Source organism: Marinomonas sp. UCMA 3892 (assembly GCF_012726345.1).
Lineage (GTDB): Bacteria > Pseudomonadota > Gammaproteobacteria > Pseudomonadales > Marinomonadaceae > Marinomonas.
Genome location: NZ_PTXN01000018.1, coordinates 24,255 through 50,720, shown reverse-complemented (window position 1 = coordinate 50,720; position 26,466 = coordinate 24,255). Strand labels below are relative to the sequence as shown.

The following is a 26,466-nucleotide window of genomic DNA, read 5'->3' as shown; positions in this document are numbered from 1 at the left end:
GCCCACTGTACACAGCTAGTTTTAAGCTTCTTAATCAAAAGAGGATTCGCTATAATCTTAGCTTAACAATTAAAAAATAAATAACTCAAAAAAGAGACTAGCCTAGATGAAATTTTACCAAGCAGTTGTCTGCACAGCCCTCGGTTTAGCAGTGACACAGTTGAGCGTCGCTCAAAGTCAAATTACCTTTAAATCAGCTAAGACTAGCTCTTCTTATTATCAAATGGCGGTTGAAATTGCTCAGGCGGTAAAAAAAGATACTAACAGCAACATTATTGTTACTGTCGAAGAAAGCCAAGGCTCTGTGCAAAACGTCATGGAAACAGCCTTTCGAGGCGCCAATTATGTATTTACAACGCCACCAGCGTTAGTCAATTTGGCGCAGAACGGCCAAGCAATGTTCAAAAACAAAAGCAATCCTAAATTTAGCGAGATTCGAGCTCTTTTTCCAATTCCTTCCCTAGCAATGCATTTTGTCGTATCCGATAAAAGTGGGATTAATAACTTTGCAGGAATGGCGGGTAAAAAGATATTGCTTGGCAAAGGCACTTTTGGAGCAAATGAAGGCGCTAAGTACATCCAACTATTTGGTTTAGAAGATAAAATCGACCTTGCTCAGGTAGAGCTTTCTAATGCTGTTCCAGCCTTGAAAAATGGTCAAATTGACGGTTTTGTTACCTCTGGCTCTTTTCCAGCTCCTAATGTAGTCGAAGCCTCAGCCGGAACCAAAGTGAAGATATTATCCTTTAGCGATGACCAAGTAGCACAAACAAAACGTACCAAATTGATTATTCCTGCAGGGACTTATGCTGGACAAGATACAGACATCACAACAACCTCATTACCAGTTGTCGTATATACAAGCTCTGCAATGGATGATGAAACAGCATACACATTAACCAAAGCCTTTTGGGATCAAAAAAAGAACATGTCCGATTCATCTCCTTGGTGGAAAGGCGTCACTACTGAAATGCTTGATAATATCAATGGTAAAATCCATCCAGGTGCAGCAAAGTATTATCATGAAATTGGCGTCACTCTAAACGAAAATCAGCAATAAACACCATATTTGGTGAGTCGTGCGAGACGATAAATCTATTACGATAAACTGTAGTTTACTTATTAAAAACGCAGAACTTACTTATCCGTACGTTCTGCTTTCACTATGACGACTTACCCTAAAAACGTCGTAATCATCCAACTTTTTTAAACAGGCCGTACTTTATGCCTAGCAAATATTTTTGGGCCGGTTTTGGCTGCATTAGTATTATTTTCCACTTAACGCTGATTTTCTCAGGCTTGGTTCCCAATTTGGTCAGCCGACCACTTCATATGGCGCTTGCGTTACCTTGGGCGTTTATTTTCTTAAGTAACACAGCTTTCCAACGTTATACGGGCTACTTATTTACTGTACTTGGTTTAATTGCCACCTTTTGGGTTGCCATTAATGCCGATATATTGATTGATCAATACGGCTATATTGGTGAAAGCTACCAATTGTGGATTGCTGGCATTTTACTGCTTAGCGTTTTAGAAATGGCAAGACGTTGCATCGGCTGGCCCTTACCATTAGTAGCAGCAATTGCTCTTTGTTACGGTATGTTTGGGCAATATATTCCGGGAGAGTTTGGTCACCCAGGAACGCCAATAGGCAGCTTCTTAGGCACCTTAACCATTGCTGAAGGCGGAATTTGGGGGAAACTTACCGGCGTATCCGTGAGTATTGTCGCCATCTTTGTTATCTTTGGTGCGGTGCTCAATGCAGGAGAGGCAGGAGAAGGCTTTATGAACCTCGCTATGGCCGCAGCGGGAAGACTTCGTGGAGGAGCAGCCAAAGTGTCGGTTATTTCCTCAGCGCTGTTCGGTTCTATTTCAGGTTCTGCCTCGGCTAACGTAGCCTCTACTGGTGCGATCACCTTACCTGCCATGACCAAGCTTGGTTATCCTAAATCTCTCGCAGGAGCAACGGAAGCAGTTGCCTCTTCTGGTGGGCAAATTATGCCCCCTTTAATGGGTGCTGGAGCTTTTGTCATGGTTGAACTCACAGGCATTTCCTACCAAAGTATTATGATGGCCGCTATCTTGCCCGCTATATTATATTTTTGGGCTGTCTGGGTTGGTATCGATGCCTTTGCATTACGTTACGATCTAAAAGCCGTCAAAAAAGACCAACAACCAAGCCGACAGCAACTACTTATTACCTGTAGCTTCTTCATGATCCCATTTGCAATTTTGCTTTGGGGTATGTTTGGACCCGCTTTTACACCGCAATTTTCAGCAAGCATTGCCATCTTTGGTGCGGCAATTTTGCTCTTCTTTAACTCAAAAGGTTTATCAAATAAGAAACAGGTTTTTGAGCGTTTAGAAGATGTCTGCATTAATGCTGGCAAACAAATAGCCATGATAGCCGCAATCATCTTATGCGCGTCTATTGTGATTGGCGTCTTATCAATTACTGGATTAGGCGTAAAAATCACCTCCCTTATTATTTCAGGGGCATCGGGGATGTTATGGCCAGCGATCATATTGACAGCAATCGCCTGTCTGATTTTAGGTATGGAAGTACCGACTACAGCGGCTTATGTAATCTGCATTTCAGTCGCAGGTCCTGCCTTAGCTCAACTTGGCCTTTCTCTACTACAAGCGCATTTATTTGTATTCTGGTTTGCTCTACTTTCAACCATTACACCACCCGTTTGTGGAAGTGTATTTATTGCAGCTGGCATGGTGAAAGAAAACTGGTTAAAAGTGGCAGGAGTCTCCATGATGCTGGGGGTCGGCCTGTATTTAATTCCACTAGCCATGATTGCTAATCCGTCATTAATCCAATTAGGTACAAGCCCGTTACTTGCCATTGCAAGTGCCTTGAAAATCGCGCTCGCACTGTATTGCATTTCAATGGCTTTGATTGCGCCATATAAATTAATAAAACGCGCACTGTATCTGTCTATTGGACTAATATTAATTTTTGCGTTTTCTATCTAGAACAATAAGACTCTTAGTACTAACTGAACTGGCACTAAGAGTCTTTATTTACAGAAAATTCCTTGTGTAATAAATTACATATTGGCTTGGTCTATTTTCTTAACCATGTTAACGCTAACGGTTTCATAACCCATTTCAGCGTACAGTTTTTGTGCGGCATCATTGTGAGAAAACACATGTAAGCCAATATTGACGATGTTATGCGTTGCCGCAAAGTCTTCGATTTCCTTTAAAGCAAGCTTGGCATAGCCCTTCCGGCGATGCTCTGCCTTGATTTCTAAATCGTAAATAAATACCGTACTCGTGGTGCTGCTGTTCTCTAACGACAGCCATATCATACCGACTGTCTCATTCACTTCAGGTACTTTCATTTCAAAAAAATGATTGTTATCTGTTTCTATACCACGCGGGAGCAGTCTTTCAATATCACGCCTAGATCGAGTTAATGATCCTGTTTTCTGCCAGCGGCCGGATTCCACATTTTCTCGTGCATACTGTACGATCAGCTCTTCAATATAAGAGGCAAAAAAGGGCTTTGACATTGATACCAAGAAAGACATAACGACTCCAATTCATATGCGGCAGAGGAAATCCTGCTCTGATAGCTTAAGTATTCATCAAATTTTCAATAAAAAAAACTTTATTTGAGTCTTGAAGCACTCATTAAGAAGCAAGCTGTTATAAAATAGCGACAATCAACATCGAGCATGACGGGTTTGAAAAGCAGTTTACTGTTAATCCTTCAATGGACAAAACATTCATTAGCGTACCAAACGCTATGCTTTTCTACTCATTTATACCGCATATTAGGACTACCCAGTCATGTCTTCATTGTTCAAAGAAATCGACAGCCAAGCCTCTCCTTTAGGTGAAATTTCCCTTCGCAGACGACGCATTCCTGCCTTTGGTGACAGAGACATCTACGAAGTAAAACTAGGCGAAGAATTTCTGATGTCGAGCATGTTTGTCGACGCAGAAGAAGCCTTGCCTACCCTTGGTTTAGCACAAGTTCAGGGCGAAAATTTGAGAGTTGTTGTTGGTGGATTAGGCTTAGGTTACACCGCTGTAGCGGCACTAGAAGACGAACGAATTGCAGAACTACTTGTGGTCGATGCGTTAGAAACCGTCATTAGCTGGCACCAAAAAGAACTCGTGCCACTGGGTAAAATACTCAACGCAGATCAACGTAACCGTTATGTACTTGGCAGCTTTTTCGACCTAGCCACAGACCCAAGTACTGGATTTGACCCAAGCCATGCCGGTAAAAAGTTCGATGCTATCTTACTAGACATAGACCATTCCCCAACCGAATTCCTCAACCCAAGTAACGCCGGCTTCTACACCACGGAAAACCTATCGCGCATGGCAGAACAACTGAAATCAAACGGCGTATTCGCCATGTGGTCTCAGAACCCTCCAGAAGACAACTTTATCGAATTACTTAAAACCGTATTCGCAAGCGTCAACTCCCACCTAGTAACCTTTGACAACCCGTTTCAAGGCGGACAATCAACTAACTCGGTTTATGTTTGTGTGAAAGAGTAAGGCAACTCTTACAAGTAACATGGCCGCTAGCCCCTAGTACTTATTCACTATTCGCCCCACTCTCCCAACAAATTCAATAACGCGCTCAGAAAATTTCGTAATTGAAGCAATCACCTAAACAAACAATCATTCGTAGGGATAAAAAATAACAATAGTCTGGAGTTCTGATATGAGCGAATTTTTCAAAACTGTGCCGGTTGTCAAATACGAAGGTGCGGATTCAAGCAACCCTTTTGCTTTCAAACATTACGATGCGAACAAGATGCTGATGGGCAAAACCATGGCGGAGCATTTACGGGTGGCGGTGTGTTATTGGCACACGTTCTGTTGGCAAGGTAGCGATGTCTTTGGCGCAAATACTTTTGATCGCCCTTGGTCTAAAGCTGCATCTGAAATGGAAGCGGCAAAGCTAAAAACCGATGCAGCGTTTGAGTTTTTCACTAAATTGGGTGTTCCCTACTACAGCTTTCACGATGTGGATGTCAGCCCAGAAGGCCGTTCAATCAAAGAGTACATTAATAACTTTGCGCAAATGGTAGACGTTTTGCAAGCCAAGCAAGAAGCCACTGGCATCAAGTTATTGTGGGGAACAGCGAATGCCTTTTCCAATCCAAGGTACATGTCTGGCGCTGCATCAAACCCTAACCCTGAAATCTTCGCTTACGCGGCGACTCAGGTGTTTCATGCGATGAATGCGACCAAAGCACTTAAAGGCGAGAACTATGTCCTATGGGGCGGCCGTGAAGGCTATGAAACTCTATTGAATACCGATCTAAAACGCGAGCGCGCGCAGCTTGGTCGTTTTATGCAAATGGTGGTTGAGCACAAATACAAAATCGGCTTTGAAGGCACCTTGTTGATCGAGCCAAAACCAGCGGAACCGACCAAGCATCAGTACGATTACGATACCGCGACAGTATATGGCTTCTTAAAAGAGTTTGGTCTTGAAAAAGAGATCAAAGTTAACATTGAAGCCAACCACGCGACCTTGGCGGGTCACAGCTTCCATCATGAAATTGCTACGGCTTGTTCCTTGGGCATTCTTGGTTCCGTCGACGCCAACCAAGGCGACGCTCAGCTGGGCTGGGATACAGACCAATTCCCAACTAGTGTGGAAGAATACACGCTCGTGACTTATGAGATTCTAAAATCTGGTGGTTTCAAAACGGGCGGCTACATGTTCGACACCAAGTTACGCCGTCAATCAATGGATCTGGAAGACTTGTTCCATGGCCACATTGGCGCGATGGACACCTTGGCTTTGTCACTAGAACGTGCGGTTAAAATGATCGAAGATGAAAAATTGGCGAACATTGTTGATCAGCGTTATGCAAAATGGAACGACTCTTTGGGTGCAGACATTTTGGCTGGCAAGCATACTTTACAAGATCTGGCAGAATATGCTGAGAAAAATAACATAGACCCTCAGCCAGTGTCTGGTCGCCAAGAGATGCTAGAAAACATGGTAAATGGCTACATCTTTAAATAAGATGTTCAAATAAGCCATTAGATAAAAATTTAGCGGTTTAAAACAAAAACACAGGCCAACAAAAGCTGACCTGTGTTTTTTTAGTATTGCTAAGATCTAAGTTGAACGTTACTAAACGATATTAAGAAAAGATCACACCTTTCTTCAATAGAAAACAACCGTAACCCCGGCCTTCGCCAGTCACAACAAAAGCATAGGCTTGTTTAGCCGCTTCATAAAAAGCAAAGCGTTCTAACGAACCCATTTCAGCGTTGTCACTGTCGGCAGCTTTTAACTCTACCGCGAATTCTTGCTGAACTTCTGGCATCACAGATTCGTCTTCACCAACCACTTGCATACGCGTCACAGGTTGATCAACGAAGGTATCTAATGGCAATACAGATAGAATCGCCTTAGCCGCTTGAATAACATTCACACCATCTAAACGAATAACCGGTTTTCCTGCTGCCATAGAAGCCGCAGGAAAGTTACGATCAACCAGTACAATGTCGTCGCCGTGGCCCATTGTGCGTAGCACGTTCAGTAATTCACCACTTAGCAAAGGATCTATATTTTTTAGCATGTTTTTTCCTAATAACAGATAGGCTGAAAGCAAATGTTGATAATCTATTTTTGCTGCACGATGGCGGCTTTATGCTGCAAGCGACTTTGTTTTTGGTCGATGATAACAGCAAGAATAATCACCACACCTTTAATGACCATTTGCCAAAATTCACTCACGCCCATCATCACCAAACCATCGGCCAAAATACCAATAACAAAAGCGCCAATCAGCGTGCCCATTATGGTTCCTCGGCCACCAGCCAAAGACGTGCCACCTAATACCACAGCGGCAATAGCATTCATCTCGAACGCAACACCTGTTGCAGGGTGACTTGCCACTAATTGCGAAGACACCACAATACCTGCAAGCGCAGCACAAAGACCCGAAATGGTATAAACCCAAACTTTGACGCTACGCACTTTCACACCAGACAATTCGGCAGAATGTTCGTTGTCACCAATGGCAAATACATGGCGACCAAATTGCGTTCTTTTGGCGATGTAGGCAATCACACCAGCAAGGATAAACATCATCCAAATCGCGTAAGGCAGACCCAATAATTTCGCAGAACCAATCAACTCAAAGCCAGTATTACCAAGCTGCTCATTGCCTGACAAACCAGTAAAGGTTTCACCGCCAGACAACAACATGGCCGCACCACGCACGATATACATGGTGCCCAAGGTACATATAAATGGCGCCACGTTATAGCGGGTGATTAAAATGCCATTGACCGCACCAATCAAACCACCAATAACCAAAACCATTGGCACGATCAACCAAACGCTTGGAAAAATAGCGATACCAAACATAGGTAACACGATACCTTTGGTAATCAACCAGCCAGCAACCATGCCACAGAAGCCAAGAATCGCACCGATTGAAAGGTCGATACCTGCGGTGATGATGACGAAGGTAATGCCAAGTGCTAAAAAGGCGTTGATGGCAATGTGCTTAACCATAATGACAACACTACTGGCCGCCAAAAAGCCCGGTACCATGAAGGTAAAAAATGCCAGAATCAAAAACAACGCAATGAATGTGCGCATTTTTAACGCCAGTAACAACAAGCTTTCGCCGGAAAAAACAGACGATTGTTGAGATGCAGTATTTTGAGAAGTTTTCATATTAAAGTCCTTGCGCGCTTGCTGACACAAGTGCAGATTCTGTTGCTTCAGAACGAGCGATATTGGCAGTTAATTTGCCTCCGGACATCACCAGAATGCGGTCAGAAACAGCCATAATTTCTTTCAAGTCAGAGGTCGAAAACAACACACCAATCCCCTGCTCAGAAAGCTTCACCATCATTTTAAATACGTCGCCTTTGGCACCAATATCAATGCCACGAGTTGGCTCATCCAATAACAAAACTTTCGGACTGGTTAACAAGGTTCTGCCAATCACCACTTTTTGTTGGTTACCGCCACTCAATGCGCGTATTTCAATATCAGGAGAAGACACCTTGATAGACAAATCACCAATGGCGGACGTTACCGCTTCGGCTTCGGCTTTTTCATCAATGGAAAAGCGATGCTTGAGCCGACGCCATAAGCTAGAAATCGTCATGTTATTGCTCACTGACGAAATAGGGAAAATGCCGTTCTTTTTGCGATCTTCAGGCACAAGACAAATCCCATACCGAATACGATCACTGGTGTCCATTTTGGCAGGCACTTTATGTCCTGCTATCTCTACCTCGCCTGAGTAATCCTGCAAGCCAAGTAGACATTCCATTAGCTCGGTTCGGCCTGCGCCCATTAGTCCGTAAATACCAACGATCTCGCCAGATTTCACATCCATCGATACGTCATCAACCAAGGTATGACCCATTTCGTTGATCAGCTTGATGTTTTTAACATCCAACACTGGCTTGCCAAATTCACGGCCCGGCTTCAAGAAATTAGAAACAGGATCGCTACCGAGCATTTCTCTGACAATCCACGGCACATCAATATCTTTTACTTCGGCTTCTGATTGGAAGTTGCCATCACGCAAAATCGTAATGTGATCGCCAATCGCCATCAGTTCTTCTAATCGATGAGAAATATAAATAATGGAAACGCCCTGAGCAGTTAAGTCTCGAATGACTTTAAACAGCAACTCGACCTCGGTTTTACTCAGCGCAGACGTCGGCTCATCCAGAATCAGCACATCTGCTTCATCAGCCAAGGCTTTGGCGATTTCAATTAACTGCTGCTGTCCGACTTTTAAGTTAGACAGCAACTCAGTGGGCGAAATGTCTTGATCAAGGCGCGCCATGAGTTCAGCGGTGACTCGGTGCTGTTCCGCAGTATCAAGCGGCATCAGACCATGCTGTTTTTCACGACCCAAGAAAATATTTTCAGCAACGGTTAAGTTACCAAACAGATTCAGCTCTTGGTGAACCATGCCAACCCCTTTGGCAGCTGCATCACGAGTATTCTGAAACGACACGGCTTCATCGTTTAGATAAATCGTACCTTTGCTTGGTTGTTGAACCCCAGCCAAAATCTTCATTAAGGTGGATTTACCCGCGCCATTTTCACCAATGATGACATTCACTTTGCCGCGATAAACTCGGTAATCCACTTCATTTAGCGCAATCGTGCCAGGGTAAATCATGGAGATTTTTTCAGCACGAATGACGACGTCTGCGTTAGCTTGGCTCATCATTTACCTCCAAGCGTAATCTGCATAGGCACAGCATCACTGATGATATTTTGATCTATGCTAATCGCAGCAATGACCGTGGCTTTTTCGCCTACCCAACTTGAATCTGGCTCGCCAACCGATGCCATGGCACGATTATTAAACTCTCGTGAGATTTGAGCGAAACGAATCTGGTTTTTAAAGTCATCAAAGACAACGTATTTAGAGGCATCACGTATGGCATTGCCCTTGATAATACGACCCACTTGCAGATCGATATTGGTACCGCCCACTTTAATCGTTATCGCACCTTTCATTTTGCCTAAATCAACACTTTCGATGGTGCCATCTAAACGGACAAAAAAACTTTGCTTGGTATTAATTTGCTGCGCATCCAACTGGGATTTAATACTTTCCCAAGGGGTGAATTCTTGTGTTGCTTCTGGGAAGACTTTTGGTTCCCAAAGCTGATCGGCCACTTCAGACAAGGTGAAGTCTGCAAAGCTAACCGCAGCATTAGGATCTTTAGGAATAATAGGATTGCCGTCAGCGTCTAAGTCCGTAACAGTACAGGCTGTCAGCAAGTTAAGGCACGCAATGAGCCCGATAAATTGAAAGATTTTTTTATAAGACATAATGATACCCAAGGAGCCGAAGCTCTCAAAAATGAGAGCTTCGAGTCAGGTTGTTATTTTTTTAGAGCGAAGTTACTTAAATTTTTCGCATTAGAACTATCAATCAATACACAATCCATTAATTGTTTTTCTGGCAATCCTGTTGAGCCAGTACGAATGTATAGATCTGCTTGTTCAGCAACGCGTTGTGCCTGAGCGTAAGCTGGCTGCATTACAGTTGCTTTGATGTTAGAACCTTTGATAATAGAATCTCTTACGTAATCAAGACCATCAAAACCTACGATGAAAACGTCTTTACGACCCGCTGCTTGCAATGCCGCTTCTGCACCCAATGCCATAGAATCGTTACCCGTGATCACACCTTTGATGTTTGGATTCGCTTGTAAAATTGACTCCATACGGCTGAACGCTTCGGTTTGGCTCCAGTTGGCAGACTGACGAGCAACCATTTTGAATTCTGGGAAGTTATCTAAAATGTCGTGGAAACCTTCACTACGCACTTGTGCATTGGTGTCTGACTCAGGTCCTAATAGCTCAACGTATTCACCGCCGTCACCCATCAACTCGGCAAATTTTTCACCGGCTAACTGAGCGCCTTGGAAGTTATTCGATACGATTTGAGTCACGGCGATACCGGTTTTATTGATTTCACGGTCGTATAGGAAAGCTGGGATGCCGGCTTTTTTCAAACGCTCTAGTGAACCAATACTTGCATCCGCATCAGCATTATCCAAAATCACCGCTTTGGCTTGACGAGCAATCGCTGTTTCAATTAATTGGTTTTGTTTATTTACATCACCGTCATGAGAAGCAACCAAGGTGTCATAACCCAATTCTTTAGCTTTCGCATCCGCGCCTTCGGCACCGGCTTTAAAAAATGGATTGTCATGAGATGGAGTAATGATGGCGATCAAACCATTGCTAGCTAAAACGCTGGTGCTAGCCAAGGTCAATAATGTTGCGGCAAGGCATGATTTCAAGAAGGTTTTCTTTTTCATTGTATGTCTCCGGTATGCTTATTTTTATTAAAATATTCGAATAGCAAACGATTGCGTAATCGTTTGCTATTTTTATATTAAGCACATGGAGCTTGTCAATAAATTCTTGACCGATAAGAAAAAAACCCTATTTATCAAATAGTTAAGACGATAAAACCATGAACATCTGGTGTAATTTAACTACAAACAATCAAGCAACTGAATTATAAGGACTTTTCTATATAAAAAGACTTCTTACAGGCTCTTTTCTCAACCTTAAAACGAGTTTTTAGTCTAAAATCGAGCAGAGAGTCCAAAAAGCTGAAAGTAAAATACACAGAAAATAACAAGAAATCGGAGCTATTCTGCAGAAACAGCAGCCACCGACGAACGAACCACCAAGTTTGGCTCTAACATGATCATTTTGCCTTCTTGACGAGGATTCTCAATCCGCTCAATCATGGTGCTGATTGCCAATTCGGCTAATCGCTCTTTGGGCTGATTGATGGTGGTTAGCGGCGGACTAAAATAAGCAGAATACATACAATTATCATAGCCGATGATAGACAATTGCTGTGGAATTTTAACACCAGATAATTGTGCTTCACTCATAGCACCCATCGCCATAGCATCATTGGCAACAAACACAGCGCTAGGCAAATTATGGCAGGATAATAATTGGCGCATTCCCAATTTTCCACCTTCAAATTCGAAGTCGGATTCAATCACCCAATCATCTTGGACAGGTAAATTGGCTTGCTCCATGGCCTCCATAAAGCCGTCTAAACGCTGCTTTGCGGGCAATTTTTCTAATGGACCGCCAATATAAGCAATACGCTTATGACCTTGTTCAATTAGATGCTGAATCGCCAAATGCGCGCCTTTTACCGAGTTGTCTTGAATGCGATCGACATAATCATCAGATGGGCCCCAATCCATGACGACCATGGGCAAATTACGCTGACCGATCAAAGAGCTAAACAGCGAGTCATCATAGGCGGAACACATGACCAAAATGCCATCAACACGTTTTTGCGTCAGCATTCGTAGATAGGAATTGGTTTTTTCTAACTCACCATCAGTATTACAAAGCACAAGGTTGTAACCTTCTCGGTAACAGCACTTCTCTACTTCGTTGACCAATTCGGCGAAAAAAGGATTCAAGGTAGTGGTGACTAACATGCCAAGGCTTTTGGTATTTTTTACCTTTAAGCTGCGTGCCACCGCGCTCGGAGCATAGTTCAGCTCCTCAGCGGCTTGGAAAACACGTTCTTGTGTCGTTTTGGCTACAAAACGCGTTTTATTCAAAACATGAGATACGGTGGTTGTCGATACACCTGCCCGTAACGCAACGTCTTTGATTGTCGAAGACAAACTTACACTCCCCTTTAATGAATTGCGTAAACTGAATTTTTTGGCCGTCACTTTTTTCAAACAAAGATAAATAGATCAAGCGCTTACGACTTATCTTTGTTTACAAAATAACAGTTTAAAATCCAATACCATTTCAGGAAGTATACTTAACGACCTCGTTAAAATGCATCAAGAGTTTTTTATAATATTTAATTTTCTCTTATTTTTTAAACATTAATTATTGAATAAAACGTCTTATGAATCTTTACCAAGACGTGATGACACTCGATATTCCCCTGGCGTCATCCCCAAGTTTTTGCGTGATACCGTGTACATGTATTGCACTGATGGATAACCACAGGTTCGCGCAATCTCATCAAATGGTAAATCGGTCGATGTGATCAATTCACAAGCGCGATAAAACTTGGTCATATGCAATTGTTCGTGCATTGAGCAGCCAATTTCGTCGATAAAGCGAGTTTCTAGGTTAGTTCTTGATATGCCAATGTAATCCACTACTTGCGCTACTTTCACACCTCGACAGGCATTATGACGAATAAAGTGCATGGCTTGAATCACATAAGGATCGCGCAAAGCGCGATAATCAGACGACTGTCTTTCGGTAATTCCAGTTGGATCTACCACTACCAACGAATTTTCAACAGAATAACCTAGTAGCATACGATGCAACATTTTTGCCGCTTCATAACCCATTTGCTTGCTGCCCTGTTCAACAGAAGACAAAGCGGTGCGATTTAAATACCTCGCCATGCTTTCGTTATCGATCCCAACAATGGCAACTTGCTCCGGCACCAAAATATTCAAATGATCACAGACTTGCAATAAATGACGTGCACGGGAATCAGTGACGGCAATAATGCCAATGGGTTTAGGTAGGTTCGTTAACCAAGTTTCTAGCTCGTTTTGAGCGGTTTCCCATATTTCAGCAGAGGTGCAGAAACCTTGATGCACATGAGGTTCAAATCCGTCAGAGCGAACTTGCTCGACAAATGCATGCTCTCGCTCACTTGCCCAACGGCTGTAAACCGTACTTGGTAAGCCATAAAAAGCAAACTGAGGCAGCCCTTTGCGCTTCAAATGCTGATACGCACAACGTACTAATGCCGCGTTATCCGTCGCAACATAAGGCAAACGAGGATAATCTTTTTTATGATGATAAGAACCACCTACAGCGACCGTAGGTATATTGGTATTTTTTAAGATTTCTTCGACTTCAGGGTTATCAAAATCGGCAATAATGCCGTCCCCCTTCCAATGCTTTAGTGCATCAAGGCGAGAGCGAAAATCATCTTCAAAGTATACATCCCAGTCACATTGCGCGGCTTGTAAATATTCGCCAATACCTTCAATGACTTGCCGGTCGTAAACCTTATTAGCATTGAACACTAGGTTAAGTCGGTAGCGTTTTTCAAACATACAAAAGCGTCTCTAATTTTTATTTTTGCTGGCTCGATAATACCCCCTGAGAGCCCATTAGTTCTAGAGAATGATAAAAATCAGAAAGGGAATAACAGAAATCGTAATGAAAGAAAGCCTGTAAAAAAAGAGCGGTGCAATAAGACACCGCTCTTACTCATTAAAGTCCTTTTAATCTTTGATATAACGCCTGAAAACGCTCGCGTTTTTCAGTATATCGAGCGGCACCAGTGTGGTTCGGCAGATAACGTTGAATTAGCGCTGGTTTTGCACAAACTTCGCTTAATACCTCTTGACCTTGATAACCTATCGCAGCCAATCGGGCAGCACCCAGTGCAGGGCCAACTTCGCCACCTGCGCGGTAATCTATTGGCACGTCAAACACATCAGCCAACATTTGTAACCAATAAGTACTTTTCGCACCACCACCGATAACATCAATACTTTCATTGATATTTTGTGCAGAACGTACTGCGTCTAAGCCATCTAGCAAAGCAAAGGTCACACCTTCCAGTACTGCATGAACAAGATCCGCTGCGGTAGTCTCATGGGTCATTCCCCAAAAGACACCCTTCGCATTGGGATCATTATGTGGTGTTCTTTCTCCACTTAAATACGGCAGAAAAGTGAGGCTATTGTCGTGATCCATTCGATTTTCAGCCGCTAATAAAGCGGCTTCAATACTGCTAAACTGAGCTAATTTTGTCACCCAATTAATACAGCTCGCGGCGCTCAACATCACCGACATCGTGTGCCAAGTATTAGGAATAGCATGTCCAAAACTATGCAAAGCCGCCGCGGGATTGGCCGTAAAGCCATCACTTACCGCAAAAATAACCCCTGACGTACCAAGCGACAACATGGTTTGCTCAGGCGAGATAATTCCCATACCTACAGCGCCAGCGGCGTTATCGCCACCACCCGCCACAACAGGAACAATCGGCATAGACCAACGTTTTGCTAAATCATCATAAATCACACCAGTGATTTGAGATCCTTCAAATACGCTTGGCATTTGCTCGGCCGTTAATCCTGTAGCACTCAACATGGTGTCACTCCAAGAGCGTTGCTCCATGTTTAGCCACAGCGTGCCAGAGGCGTCAGAAACGTCGGTCGCAAACTCACCTGTCATACGAAAGCGCAGGTAATCTTTTGGCAATAGCACTTTTGCAATTTGTCCAAAAATTTCTGGCTCATACTGTTTCACCCAAAGCAGTTTAGGCGCAGTAAAACCTGGCATAACCAAATTACCGGTAATCGCCTGCACCTCTGGGCAGCGTCTTTGTAATAACAAACATTCTTCGTGGGAACGACCGTCATTCCATAAAATCGCAGGTCTTAATACATCGCCTTTTTTATCCAATAATGTAGCGCCATGCATCTGGCCTGATAAGCCAATGGCTTTAACGCCCTGCAAATCATGCTCTGCCGCTAACTGCAACATGGCTAAGTCCGTGGCTTGCCACCAGTCTTCTGGACTTTGCTCAGACCAAAGATCAAACGGCCGAGATACTGACAAAGGCGATGAGCAGCTTGCTACGACGTTTCCGTCTTGCGCCATTAAAATCACTTTGACACCTGAGGTGCCGAGGTCGATGCCGATATACATAATAGTTATCTCTTATTTAATTCATTTAAATCTGTTGATTACTGCGCTTTCTTGGTTTTCACATCCAGCCAAACGGCGAATAATAAAATCATGCCTTTGACAATTAATTGCCAAAAAGTCGGTACATCGAGCATGCTCATGCCGTTGTCTAAACTCGCCATAATAAGCGCGCCCATGATGGCTCCAAACACTGCGCCAACGCCGCCAGCCAAACTGGTTCCGCCGATCACACAGGCAGCAATGGCATCCAGCTCCGCCATATTTCCGGCTGCTGGAGAACCCGCACCAAGCCGAGAAGTCAGTATCAAAGCCGCGACAGCGACCATCATGCCGTTAAAACCAAACACCAACATTTTGGTTCGTTCGACGTTCACACCAGACATGCGAGTCGCTTCGATATTGCCACCAATGGCGTAGACACGACGACCAAACGCAGTTCGCTTGGCAACATAAGTGGCAATAAGAATTAATCCGCCCATGATCAAAATAGGCGTTGGAATGCCTCGATAACTTTCTAAGGCATAGAGCAAAACTAGCAAGACCACGACCGCCACGAAAGCTTTTGCGTATTCAAACTTTGCCGCTTTATTTTCAACACCATGTTGTTTTCTTGCCTTACGTCGAGCATAAACTTTTGCCACCAAACCTAAGCACAACAAACCCACAACACTAATGCCCCAACCTGAAGGAATATAGCTTTGACCAATGATGGCCAGTGAACTAGACGTTGGTGCAACCGTGGCACCATCAGTCAAACCCACTAAAATGCCGCGAAATGCCAACATCCCAGCCAAAGTGACAATGAAAGATGGCACACGTTGATACGCCACCCACCAGCCGTTAAATAAGCCTAAGACTAAACCCGCAACGACGGTCACTAACACGGTAAGTAAAATCGGAAAGTTAAACCAAACATCCAAAATCGCTGCGATTCCACCCAATAGGCCCATCATAGAACCAACCGACAAATCGATTTCGGCACTGATGATGACAAACACCATGCCAATAGCGAGCACGCCCACAATGGCCGTTTGACGAATCAAGTTCGAAATATTCCGTGGCGAAATAAACGCGCCATCGGTCGCAATAGAAAAGAAGACGACAATCAGCAGCATCGCCGCTAACATCGCAAACAATTGTAATTGACTGGTTTTTATTGTTTTAAACATTTGCTACACCTTCTTTGATCGCGCAATTCATAATCATTTCTTGGGTCAAACCTTGATAGTCAAATTGCCCCTTCAAGCGCCCTTCATGCATCACTAATACTCGGTCACTGATACCAATTACTTCAGATAATTCAGACGACACCATAATGATGGACATGCCTTGTTTGACGAGAGCAAACATCAACTTATAGATCTCATATTTTGCGCCTACATCGATGCCGCGAGTTGGTTCATCGAGAATCAAAATTTTGGGATGGGTTAACAGACATTTGGCGATAATGGCTTTTTGTTGGTTGCCACCGCTGAGGTTTTTAATCGACAAATCAGCGGACGCGGTTTTGACTTTTAGCTGCTCGATATAATCGTCGATGTCATTACTTTCTTTGTCTTCATTCACCGCACCAAACCAAGAAGAGTATTTCCCCAACACGGATAAAGTAATATTGCGGCCAACACTCATAATAGGCACGATACCATGACGTTTTCGGTCCTCTGGCACCATGGCAATGCCAGCTTCTAACGCCACACGCTGGGAACGAATGTTGACGGTCTGCCCTTCTAGCTCGATCTCTGCTTCATAGTCACCATCATAAGAACCATAAAGACACTGCATCAGCTCAGTACGACCAGAACCAATCAAGCCCGCGATACCAAGAATTTCCCCTTGGCGCAACTCAAAGCTAACATCTTCGACTTGCGCACGAGTCGCACCAGCTTGTTTCGCGGTGGCATGTTTGACGCGCAAAACCACCTCGCCAATATCGTGCTCTTCTCGCGGAAACAGCTCGTCTAGCTCTCGCCCAACCATCATGCTGATGATGTCATTTTGTGTCAGCTGAGCCGCTGCTTTGGTATCAATATGGTCACCATCACGAATCACGGTGACCCAATCAGACAAGGCCAATACTTCATCCAACTTATGAGAAATATAAATGCACGCGATACCTTGCTGTTTAAGCTCACTAACAATGTTCAGCAGAATGTCGATTTCAGTTGTCGTCAAAGACGAAGTTGGCTCATCCAGAATTAACAGTTTGACGTTTTTATTCAGCGCCTTGGCAATCTCGACCAATTGCTGCTGGCCGACGCCAAGATCTCGTATTGGCGTATCAGGCAACACATCTAGTTTCACCCGAGCTAATAATTCCGAGGTCCGACGATGCATTTCTTCGTCATTCAGTCGAGCAAATGAACCAATTTCATTGCCAAGAAAAATGTTTTCCATGACTGACAATTCTTTAACGAGCGCCAATTCCTGATGAATAATGACAATACCCAGCGCTTCGGTATCTCGAATTGTCGAAGCCTTAACGAGATTACCTTCGAAGAAGATTTCTCCTTCGTAAGATCCAAACGGCCAAACGCCACTTAACACCTTCATTAAGGTGGATTTACCCGAACCATTTTCACCACAAATAGACAAGACTTCACCACGATCAAGCTGAATGCTGACACCATTTAAGGCACGAACACCCGAAAAGCTTTTTACAATGGAACGCATGTCCAATAATGTTTGCTTCATATTTACACCCTTATGAAAAGCAAATGGCGCTCAATTGAGCGCCATACATTAGGAAATCTAAGGATTGTAAACATCATTACGAGAATGGAATCCGTCAGCAATGACGGTTGAATCTAGGTTGTCTTTGGTAACCGAAATAGGCGTTAACAACACAGCATCAACGTCTTTTTTGCCGTTGTTAACCGAGCCATTAACTTTGATTTTTTCACCACGAGCTAGCTTAACCGCCATTTCAGCACTGGTTTTTGCCAGTTTCGAAATCGGTTTGTACACCGTCATAGTCTGTGTGCCAGCGACAATACGACGTACCGATGCTAAATCAGCATCTTGACCAGAAATCACCACTTTACCACTCAAACCTTGTGCTGCTAGTGCTTGGATCGCACCACCAGCGGTAGAATCGTTAGACGCTACAACCGCATCAATTTTATTAGCATTGGCAGTAAGACCATTTTCCATAATATTTAACGCAGCCTCAGCAGACCAACCCATTGCCCATTGATCGCCTACTATGTTAATTTTTTTCGCATCAATCGCAGGTTGCAGTACGTTCATTTGACCTTGGCGGAACATTTTCGCGTTGTTATCTGTTGGCGACCCTCCCATCAAAAAATAATTACCTTTCGGTTTACGCTTCAGTAAAGCTTCAGCCTGCATTTCACCCACACGAATATTGTCAAAAGACACATATAAATCGATGTCGGCAAATTTAATCAATCGGTCGTAGGCCAGTACTTTAATACCTTCGGCTTTGGCTTCTGCCAACACATTACCGAGTACTTCACCGTTTTCTGGCACAATAACCAACACATCAACTCCACGAGAAATCATGTTTTCAATTTGAGAGATTTGTGTGTTCGCATCGCCATTGGCTGATTGTGTGTAAACCTTAGCGCCCATAGATTCAGCCGCTTCCGTAAACAAATCTCGGTCTTTCTGCCAGCGCTCTAAGCGTAAGTCAGACATCAACAAACCGATTTTCTCACCTGCCGCCAATGCAGGAAGAGATGTTGCTGCACAGAGTGTTGCCAGCAAACTCATGGAAAGGATTTTTTTCATCTTTTCATTCCTTGTTATTTTTATTAAAAGTGAACGATCTCCTGATGGAGTGAGACGAATGTAAATCGGCGCTTTAATAAGCGGTATTATCTTTTTTTGTTTCCGTTTAGCGTTTTTACAAAAAAGCCCTTTGGACGTTAATCCAAAGGGCTTTAATAAGATATAAGAGCGGTTTATTGATGAACGAAGCGCTGACTAAGACTCTTCTTCAACTTGATTAATAAAGATAAGTACTAAAAACAACACAACAATAAAACGAAACGCAGAAGCTTGCCCGTTCCAAATCTGCGACTGCCACATTAAGAACCATTCAGCGCCAATGGTCATAAATCCGGTAAACCAAAGCAACACACCAAGAGCCAAACCAAAATTAGCCAGTGTTTTTGCTGCGTTAAATTGCTTTTTATCTAGCTTTCTTTTTTGCCACATATTCCAAGCGCCCAACGCACACAAAATACCAACTAAAGCTTCAGCCAAGATAATCAACCAATAAAATCCGTGATGCAAAACAGGTTCATCGATAGCACGGTATTTTAATTCATTCCATTCAAACGTCGTGTCCATGGTTAATACATGCTGGACAAACGCAAAGTTAGAACCGTAATCCACAACATTATTAAAAGCCACCAACCCTGCGAACAGAGCAACACAGCCAACTAACACGATTTTGATTGTTCTTAAATGATTCATCTAATCCTATCCTTTTGATGTAATAAAACAGTTTAGTAATCTTAAATGCTTTTTGTTTCATTTAACACAAGCTGCGAACTTTCCCCACGTTCAATAACGAATGAGGGTCGTTTTGCTTTTTACTCGTTAAAATTTCGTCACTTAAGCGGCCACCATGCTTACCATCTTCTAAAGTATAAACATGTGGATTATTGATTTTTATTCCTAAACTTTGATGAATAGAAATCAACTCCATCAATCGTTCTGGCGTCGAATAATGAATCAGCGGCAAGCCAGTAACAAATAAAGACGAGTCTGTGCTCCGGATAAACTCCAAATGAACGCCAACCTCATCACCCACTTGCTCTCGAATGCCAGCCAATTGCTCTAGCAATTTGTCTACTTGGTAATTCGCTTGCAAATACGTTAAAGAATCGTCTTTTTTAAGAGCATGCAAGGTTGAATGATTCCAACAATATTCCATCAAAGTATGTTGGTTTTGTTGCATATCGGCGGCAGTCTGAGACCACGCAATATGGCCAAGTTTTTCTTCCAACAGCTCTAACATGGGCTCTTTTGAATTTGACGAGACTATAGCAATTACCAAATGCTCGCCGGCTTTCAAATTTTCACTAGCTTCGAAAAAATGCGCGGCACTTTGAGCGTCAAATACCGCGATATTTCGTTTATCAATGCCAACACTGTTGGTTATTGATTTAGCAAAGTGAACAGCATAGCTTAAATCCGCAAACGCCAGCATATATTCGTCCCACTGTCTCGCAGGCGCAAGCGCTACCTCTAACTCAACCAGAATACCATTAGTACCGTAAGTATGATGAAAATTAAGGGTTTCATGCCCTCGCAGTTCTATGATTCTAGGTGGATTTTCTAGTGTCATTACACGTGCAGCAAGCACATTTCCTGAGGCAGAAATAGGTCCATAATTAATAGAACCAATGCCGCCGAAGCCGCCTGAGAATAAACCTCCAATCGTCGCCATTTTGTACGTCGATGGCATACAGCGTAGCTCCAAGCCATATTCTCGAGCAGATTCTTCAAGGCCGCCAAGCTTCATACCAGGTCGAACACTTGCAACACCACCTTTTATCCAGTTGAGCTGATTAAAATCTGTCATATCAATAATGACACCGCCATTTAAAGGTACGGATTGACCATAGTTTCCCGTTCCACCACCACGAATAGTAACTGGGATATTTAAACGAACAGTTTCACAAATAAGTTGTGTCAATTCTTCTTCACTGCGAGGACGTACAACTAAATCAGCCTTTTTGTCGGCTAATTGCGCTTTCAAAAGCGGGCTAAACCAGTAAAAGTCTTTTGATAGTCGCTTAATATGAATAGGCGATGTAAGCCAATTCAGCTCCGGTAGTGTACGCAGTAATTCTTGGGTACTTTCAATTGTAGTCATTGGGAAAACTCACATTAATCATAGTAAAAATCAAACAAGACGTCGTTTCAAACAGAGAGGTTAGTTTTCACTTTCATGCCAATGTCCTATTGCCAGCTTCGACAAAATAGACATAGCTATAAACAACACAACCCCAGTTAACGAAATCAAAATTAAGGCCGCAAACATACGAGGGATATTTAACTGATAACCGGACTGTAAAATTTGATAAGCCAATCCTGTGTTACTTCCTCCCGTTCCTGCCACGAACTCAGCAACCACGGCCCCTACTAAAGACAATCCACTCGCAATTTTTAATGCAGCAAAAAAATACGGTAATGCAGAAGGAATACGCAGTCGCCAGAGAACCTGTAATCGACTCGCTTGACGTAATTTAAAATACGCCAGTAGATTCGGTGAGACACTTCTCAAGCCCAAAGTGGTATTAGATATAATGGGGAATAAAGCCACCAATGTTGAACAAACAACCAAGGCTAATACTGTGTTGTCGATCCAGATAATGATTAATGGCGCAATGGCAACAATTGGAGTGACCTGCAACAAAACCGCATAGGGGAAAAATGCCGTTTCTATTGCTCGACTTTGAACAAACAAAAATGCAATACCACAACCAACCACCGTCGCCATCAAAAACGACAGCAAGGTAATTTTCAAAGTAAACAACAAGGATGGCCCTAATAACCCCCAATCCTCATACAAAGTATTAAGAGTGACCAAAGGGGAAGGGAAAATGTATTCTGGCACTTTTCCAGCAGTCACCACTGCTTGCCATAGTAGTAACAAAATCACGGCAATTGCCGCAGGCACAATAACCTTACGAATTCTCGGATGAGACAACCAAGGGCGTTTTGGATTTGGCGCTATAGTATTCATAGCTCATCCTCCGTTGAGGCGCTCACCAAGCAATCATGTAATTGCATTGCATATTCAGTAAAACGCGGCTGCATTCGAAACTCAGCTTTACGAGGAAAAGGCTCTTCGATTTTTATATCTGCAACAACTCTTCCTGGTCTGGCTGCCATCACAATGACACGCTGAGATAAAAAAACGGCTTCATGAATAGAATGTGTGACAAAAATAACAGTCAACCCATTACGCTGCCAAAGATCCAACAAATCACTGTCCAATTTGTAACGGGTGATTTCATCCAAAGCACCAAAAGGCTCATCCATTAACAAGAGATCTGGTTTAATAACCAGCCCCCTTGCAATAGAAACCCTCATTTGCATGCCTCCAGAAAGCTCTTTCGGTAACGCTTCGGAAAATTTTTCTAATCCAACCAGCTTAAGTACTTTTTCAACCCGCTCATCTGCCTCTTTTCCTTTAACGCCTTCTAACTCAAGTGCAAGACGAACATTCTTTCGTACACTGTGCCATGCCATTAATGAAGCTTCTTGAAAAACAAAAGACAAAGTACGGCCATTATTAGCCAGCTGATTAATAGGTTTTCGCCATAACAAAAGTCGACCATCACTCGGTTCTTCAAGACCTGCCACCATTTTTAGCAAGGTACTTTTTCCACACCCAGAAGGCCCCAATAAGGTGACAAACTCTCCTTGTTTGATTTTCAAATCCACTGGCAATAAAGCTCTAGTTCCATTGTTATAAACTTTGTCGGTAGATAACAATTCAATGGCGGGAGCAACGCCATCATTTTGCGGATGCTCCTCAAGCATTTGCTCTGAATGATCAAATGCTTTGATGACTGCATTTATACTCATGGCATCACTCTCACTGCATCAACAAATTCAGTGGTGTAAACTTCTGAAAGCGTTACATCTGAAGCGCTAAACAAATTATTCCCAACTGCCATGTCCCAAGTTTTTTTCATACGGCTGTCGCTGATATACCCAATTCCTTTGGTTTGTGCATCGCCACCCGTTACGATGCCAGAGCTATTTAATAAGTTCACCGCGTATGCAATTCGGTCTTCTGTCATATTCGGGTTATCTTTTATGATTAACTCATTACCCTTAGCTGGAGAAGCCAAATACGATTTCCACCCCTGCATAGAAGCGTCAATAAAACCTTTTATTTCTTCTGGATGCTGCTCAATAACCTCAGTCCGACAAGCAATCGAATTTCCATAAGGTGGGTAACCTTCTTTACCTATCAGGAAGCTTTTAAAATCTGCCCCTGCTTCTTGCATGGCATAAGGTTCAGAGGTCATATAACCTTGTTGAGCAACGGTTTTATCAAGCATAAATGGCTGAATATTAAAGGTATAAGGGCGGCTCATAGCGTCGGTGAAGCCATACTTTTTCTTTGCCCATGGCCACCAGCTCGATTGTGAACTGCTAGCAATAAGTACAGTGTGCCCTTTCAGATCTTCTAATGTATCAATATCACTATGGGTAATAACAACCGTTGGATCAAACTGGAAGCTTGTCGCTACCATTTTTACCGGAATGCCTCTTTTCTGAGCCATCATCACACCAATATCATCAACAATCGCACACTGAGCTTTACCTGCTGCAAGTAGTTGTAGATTATTGACTTGTGGACCACCCATACGAATTGTCATATCAAGCCCCGCATCTTTATAAAGTCCCTCTGCAAGAGCCTGATAATATCCACCATGTTCAGCTTGAGCATACCAATTGGTTATAAAGGTAAACTTCGTCGGCGCTGCCACCACATTTGTCGTGCAGATAGTGGTAGATACTAGCGCGGCAACAGAAAGTACATTAGAAAAAGATTTCTTACTTATCTCATATAGACTCATGGTTCTCTCCTAATTTCATGCTTGATAACACAATAAAAAATGATCTTACTTTCGCCTCTGAATATGACCTTGATAATGACCTCTGCCCCAAGAAACCTCTTGGCGCTTCATCCAGTCTGCTTGATAAATTTCAGTGATTGCCTGTGCCCACTGCCCTCCTAATTGTGCCAACAATTGTTGGCCCTGCTCCAAAGTCGCCATAGTAGGATCGCCAATCACACCAGTAGGGCCAAAATCATAACTAGCCCATGCCGCAGCAGGTCTTCCAGTGGTTAGCGTCGGACATGGAAATGGTGGCGGATAACTTGCTTCAGCTCTTTCCATCTTCACTGAGTCTGGATCCAAAGCCATCATGATGGCAGTCTCACCGTGTCCTGCGTGCATAGACAGCTGCTTCTCTATATCTGAAAAGAAACTACTATCATGGGCCACACTCCATGCAGAACGGGCAATTACCATATAGTCACCATGACGCAAGCGCAGCTCCCGAGCGGCCATTTCCAAAGGTTGAGGCTGACCGCCATGCGCATTGACCATGAGTAATTTTCTAAACCCTGCACGATAAACAGACTCTCCTATTTCTTGCACCATGTGCAGAAGCGTCTCTCCATTCAAGGTTATCGTCCCAGGGAAATGAATGTGCTCATCTGACTTACCATAGATAATGGGAGGTATACCGTAAGCAGGGATATTATTAGGTAAAAGTGATAGCGCTTTTCCAGCCACCCCTGCTGCAACAGTGGCATCGACAGAACATGGAAGATGCGGCCCGTGCTGTTCAATAGCCCCTACTGGTAAAACAATCACAATATTTTCTTTGTCTTCCAAAGCGTCTATATCAACCCAACTCAAATAGGGTAAAAAACGCTCTTTTGGAGTAAATCCGTGCAACATAAGACACCTCTGTTTATTAACCAGCTATATAGCTTTCGTTCTTTAAATGGGTAAATAAGCCGTAGCTTCTACTTCGATCAACATCTCTTTGCTTGGCAACATGCCACTCACTTCAACAACGGTAGAAATGGGTAATTCATCCAAAAAAAAGTGCTTACGAACTTGGCTGTAATAAGGAAAATGATCTAGATTTTTAAAATACTGAACCAATTTGAATACATCCTTGATGCTTCCTCCCTCGCGGATCATGTGCTCATTAATCGCATTGAGCACATACCAGCTTTGTGCCAAAATCGGACCCTGTTTAAAATCAGTAGAAAACTCACCTGTACGACCAATTAAATTGGCCGCTTCTGCTGGAATGTCATCAAATCCATTCACAATAATTTGTGCTTTTGGATCAACTGCAATCACACCGGAAAGAAACACAAAGTCCCCTACTCGCTTACTGGCTGCATATTTTGCTAATGGCGCACCACCGGCTGATTCTGCTTTATCTTTCATCATTAACCTCTTTATTTTGATCATTGAAATGGGTATCAAAACGACTATGAAAAATGGATGTATTGGTTATGAACTGACCTTTTCGCATAACTAATCGCGCAATATTACTGGGCCAACTTGAGACGTTCTTGGTATCAAAAATGACGAAGTCAGCCTCTTTTCCTACCAAACTAAAATTTTTATCTGTCGCACTGTTCAACCAGTCAAATCGACAAATCGATTGTGACCACACATCAAAAGCATGTTGTAAATGCCCGCTGTATACTCCAAGTTGAAGGGCTTTTACTGGGTCGTATTCGCCTAAAGGACAAAAAGCGTCCTGAACATTATCCGTGGCAACCATGGTGGGAATGTTTCGCTGCATTGCTTCATTAACAAGCGTTAGGCCTCGATTTCGGGGAGTTCTTCCAGCTCTCGCGTCTTGAAGTAGTAGATTTGTCCCAGGAAGAGTGACTAAAGTGATAGGATGTTTTGCTACTCGATCCAATAATGTCAATGCTACAGATTCGTCTACACTGCTTAAGGCACAGACATGCCCACAAACGATTCTGGAATGAAAACTCTGCCCATCCAAAATGTCTAACAGCGCGGGTAAACCTTTAGGTTCATCAATGAGTTCTTCATCAATATGAAGATCTAGAATCAAGTTCTCGTTGGAAGCCGCCTCAATTAAATTTTTTACCCCAATGTAAGTAAAATTACTACTATGAATGAAGCCCCCCATTTGACTGTCATCAGACAATCGAATGGTGTTAGCTATCTGCCGACTCCATGCCTTATTTTTCAACAAGCCAAGAGGAATAAGCGCCACTCTTTGAAGACGAACACGAGACTGCCATTTTTTCGCTAAATCTCTGAATACTTCCCATGCCAATGGTGTGTGTTCAGACACCCAATCCACATGAGTACGTAAAAATACAACACCATTTCGATAAGCTTGTTCTAAAGCTTGTTCAGCTCGATTAAATAAATCTTCATACGTCCAATTCTTTTGATCCGATTTCATCGCCTGAATGGCATTTAACAAGCCCGGCTGCAACTCACCTAAACGATGTACAGTAAAGGTTTTATCTAAATGTGCGTGGGCTTCAACCAAACCAGGTAAAACGAGACACCCAGACAAATTCGTTCCAGAATCATCTTGCACAGAAGGGACTACGCTATGAACCTTTCCCTCAAATATGTGAATAGTCGCCAAAGCAGGTGCCATTCCCTCCATTGGCCAGCCTGAAGGTAAAAGCCACTTTGGCAGTCTTGCATAAGTAAGGTATTGATTCTTTGTCAGTCCCATAA

General features: G+C 43.2%; 24 protein-coding genes. 4 read left to right on the top strand and 20 right to left on the bottom strand.

Features of this window, described 5'->3' with window-relative positions; all coding sequences use genetic code 11:
* Positions 1-106 precede the first annotated feature (106 nt).
* Together B6N13_RS19930 and B6N13_RS19925 are read left to right on the top strand one after the other, a co-directional pair.
* Positions 107-1,060 (top strand): TAXI family TRAP transporter solute-binding subunit, encoded by a 954-nt coding sequence (locus B6N13_RS19930; RefSeq protein ID WP_169460379.1) that lies wholly within the window; start codon positions 107-109, stop codon positions 1,058-1,060.
* 164 nt (positions 1,061-1,224) lie between these two features.
* The gene (locus B6N13_RS19925; protein WP_169460378.1) at positions 1,225-2,985 is read left to right on the top strand and encodes a TRAP transporter fused permease subunit; all 1,761 of its coding nucleotides are present in this window, start codon (positions 1,225-1,227) and stop codon (positions 2,983-2,985) included.
* A 74-nt stretch (positions 2,986-3,059) separates the two neighbouring features.
* Here the strand turns inward: B6N13_RS19925 and B6N13_RS19920 are convergent, their stop codons facing one another.
* The gene (locus tag B6N13_RS19920; protein WP_012069581.1) at positions 3,060-3,545 is read right to left on the bottom strand and encodes a GNAT family N-acetyltransferase; all 486 of its coding nucleotides are present in this window, start codon (positions 3,543-3,545) and stop codon (positions 3,060-3,062) included.
* Positions 3,546-3,807: 262 nt separating this feature from the next.
* Here B6N13_RS19920 and B6N13_RS19915 point away from each other — a divergent pair, with 262 nt between their 5' ends.
* Together B6N13_RS19915 and xylA are read left to right on the top strand one after the other, a co-directional pair.
* A complete protein-coding gene (locus B6N13_RS19915) occupies positions 3,808-4,530 on the top strand; it encodes a spermidine synthase (RefSeq protein WP_169460377.1) in 723 nt (240 codons plus the stop codon).
* A 169-nt stretch (positions 4,531-4,699) separates the two neighbouring features.
* Complete coding sequence (gene xylA / locus B6N13_RS19910) at positions 4,700-6,019, top strand: xylose isomerase (protein WP_012069579.1); 1,320 nt, start codon at positions 4,700-4,702, stop codon at positions 6,017-6,019.
* 121 nt (positions 6,020-6,140) lie between these two features.
* Here the strand turns inward: xylA and B6N13_RS19905 are convergent, their stop codons facing one another.
* From B6N13_RS19905 to B6N13_RS19815, 19 genes are all read right to left on the bottom strand, one after another.
* Positions 6,141-6,581, bottom strand: coding sequence for an RbsD/FucU domain-containing protein (locus B6N13_RS19905; RefSeq protein WP_012069578.1), 441 nt, complete (start codon positions 6,579-6,581; stop codon positions 6,141-6,143).
* Positions 6,582-6,625: 44 nt separating this feature from the next.
* Positions 6,626-7,690: a sugar ABC transporter permease gene (locus tag B6N13_RS19900; protein WP_012069577.1), complete on the bottom strand. Its 1,065-nt coding sequence runs from the start codon at positions 7,688-7,690 to the stop codon at positions 6,626-6,628.
* Position 7,691: 1 nt separating this feature from the next.
* Positions 7,692-9,212, bottom strand: a complete 1,521-nt coding sequence (locus tag B6N13_RS19895) for a sugar ABC transporter ATP-binding protein (RefSeq protein WP_169460376.1) — start codon at positions 9,210-9,212, stop codon at positions 7,692-7,694.
* Complete coding sequence (locus B6N13_RS19890; protein WP_169460375.1) at positions 9,212-9,826, bottom strand: DUF2291 family protein; 615 nt, start codon at positions 9,824-9,826, stop codon at positions 9,212-9,214. The genes B6N13_RS19895 and B6N13_RS19890 overlap by 1 nt, the downstream gene beginning before the upstream one ends.
* Before the next feature lie 53 nt (positions 9,827-9,879).
* Positions 9,880-10,824, bottom strand: a complete 945-nt coding sequence (locus B6N13_RS19885) for a D-ribose ABC transporter substrate-binding protein (RefSeq protein ID WP_169460374.1) — start codon at positions 10,822-10,824, stop codon at positions 9,880-9,882.
* A 339-nt stretch (positions 10,825-11,163) separates the two neighbouring features.
* Complete coding sequence (locus B6N13_RS19880; RefSeq protein ID WP_169460373.1) at positions 11,164-12,177, bottom strand: substrate-binding domain-containing protein; 1,014 nt, start codon at positions 12,175-12,177, stop codon at positions 11,164-11,166.
* A gap of 234 nt (positions 12,178-12,411) precedes the next feature.
* Complete coding sequence (locus tag B6N13_RS19875; RefSeq protein WP_012069572.1) at positions 12,412-13,593, bottom strand: DNA-binding transcriptional regulator; 1,182 nt, start codon at positions 13,591-13,593, stop codon at positions 12,412-12,414.
* A 160-nt stretch (positions 13,594-13,753) separates the two neighbouring features.
* Positions 13,754-15,202 (bottom strand): xylulokinase, encoded by a 1,449-nt coding sequence (xylB, locus tag B6N13_RS19870; RefSeq protein WP_169460372.1) that lies wholly within the window; start codon positions 15,200-15,202, stop codon positions 13,754-13,756.
* A 38-nt stretch (positions 15,203-15,240) separates the two neighbouring features.
* A complete protein-coding gene (locus tag B6N13_RS19865) occupies positions 15,241-16,371 on the bottom strand; it encodes a sugar ABC transporter permease (RefSeq protein ID WP_169460371.1) in 1,131 nt (376 codons plus the stop codon).
* Positions 16,364-17,893: a xylose ABC transporter ATP-binding protein gene (locus B6N13_RS19860; protein ID WP_012069569.1), complete on the bottom strand. Its 1,530-nt coding sequence runs from the start codon at positions 17,891-17,893 to the stop codon at positions 16,364-16,366. The genes B6N13_RS19865 and B6N13_RS19860 overlap by 8 nt, the downstream gene beginning before the upstream one ends.
* Before the next feature lie 57 nt (positions 17,894-17,950).
* Positions 17,951-18,952: a D-xylose ABC transporter substrate-binding protein gene (gene xylF, locus B6N13_RS19855; protein ID WP_012069568.1), complete on the bottom strand. Its 1,002-nt coding sequence runs from the start codon at positions 18,950-18,952 to the stop codon at positions 17,951-17,953.
* 195 nt (positions 18,953-19,147) lie between these two features.
* Complete coding sequence (locus B6N13_RS19850) at positions 19,148-19,642, bottom strand: DUF2165 domain-containing protein (protein WP_012069567.1); 495 nt, start codon at positions 19,640-19,642, stop codon at positions 19,148-19,150.
* Between the two features lie 61 nt (positions 19,643-19,703).
* Positions 19,704-21,050, bottom strand: coding sequence for an FAD-binding oxidoreductase (locus B6N13_RS19845; protein ID WP_169460370.1), 1,347 nt, complete (start codon positions 21,048-21,050; stop codon positions 19,704-19,706).
* A gap of 60 nt (positions 21,051-21,110) precedes the next feature.
* Entirely contained in the window at positions 21,111-21,923 is an 813-nt protein-coding gene (locus B6N13_RS19840; protein ID WP_169460369.1) for an ABC transporter permease, read from the bottom strand.
* Positions 21,920-22,771 (bottom strand): ABC transporter ATP-binding protein, encoded by an 852-nt coding sequence (locus B6N13_RS19835; RefSeq protein ID WP_198432154.1) that lies wholly within the window; start codon positions 22,769-22,771, stop codon positions 21,920-21,922. Before B6N13_RS19835 ends, B6N13_RS19840 begins: the two co-directional genes overlap by 4 nt.
* On the bottom strand, positions 22,768-23,775 hold the full coding sequence (locus B6N13_RS19830; protein WP_169460368.1) for an ABC transporter substrate-binding protein: 1,008 nt from the start codon (positions 23,773-23,775) through the stop codon (positions 22,768-22,770). Before B6N13_RS19830 ends, B6N13_RS19835 begins: the two co-directional genes overlap by 4 nt.
* 45 nt (positions 23,776-23,820) lie before the next feature.
* Entirely contained in the window at positions 23,821-24,669 is an 849-nt protein-coding gene (locus B6N13_RS19825) for a creatininase family protein (protein WP_169460367.1), read from the bottom strand.
* A 42-nt stretch (positions 24,670-24,711) separates the two neighbouring features.
* Complete coding sequence (locus B6N13_RS19820; RefSeq protein WP_198432155.1) at positions 24,712-25,176, bottom strand: Rid family hydrolase; 465 nt, start codon at positions 25,174-25,176, stop codon at positions 24,712-24,714.
* A complete protein-coding gene (locus B6N13_RS19815) occupies positions 25,163-26,464 on the bottom strand; it encodes an amidohydrolase family protein (RefSeq protein ID WP_169460366.1) in 1,302 nt (433 codons plus the stop codon). The genes B6N13_RS19820 and B6N13_RS19815 overlap by 14 nt, the downstream gene beginning before the upstream one ends.
* Between the last annotated feature and the right edge of the window lie 2 nt (positions 26,465-26,466).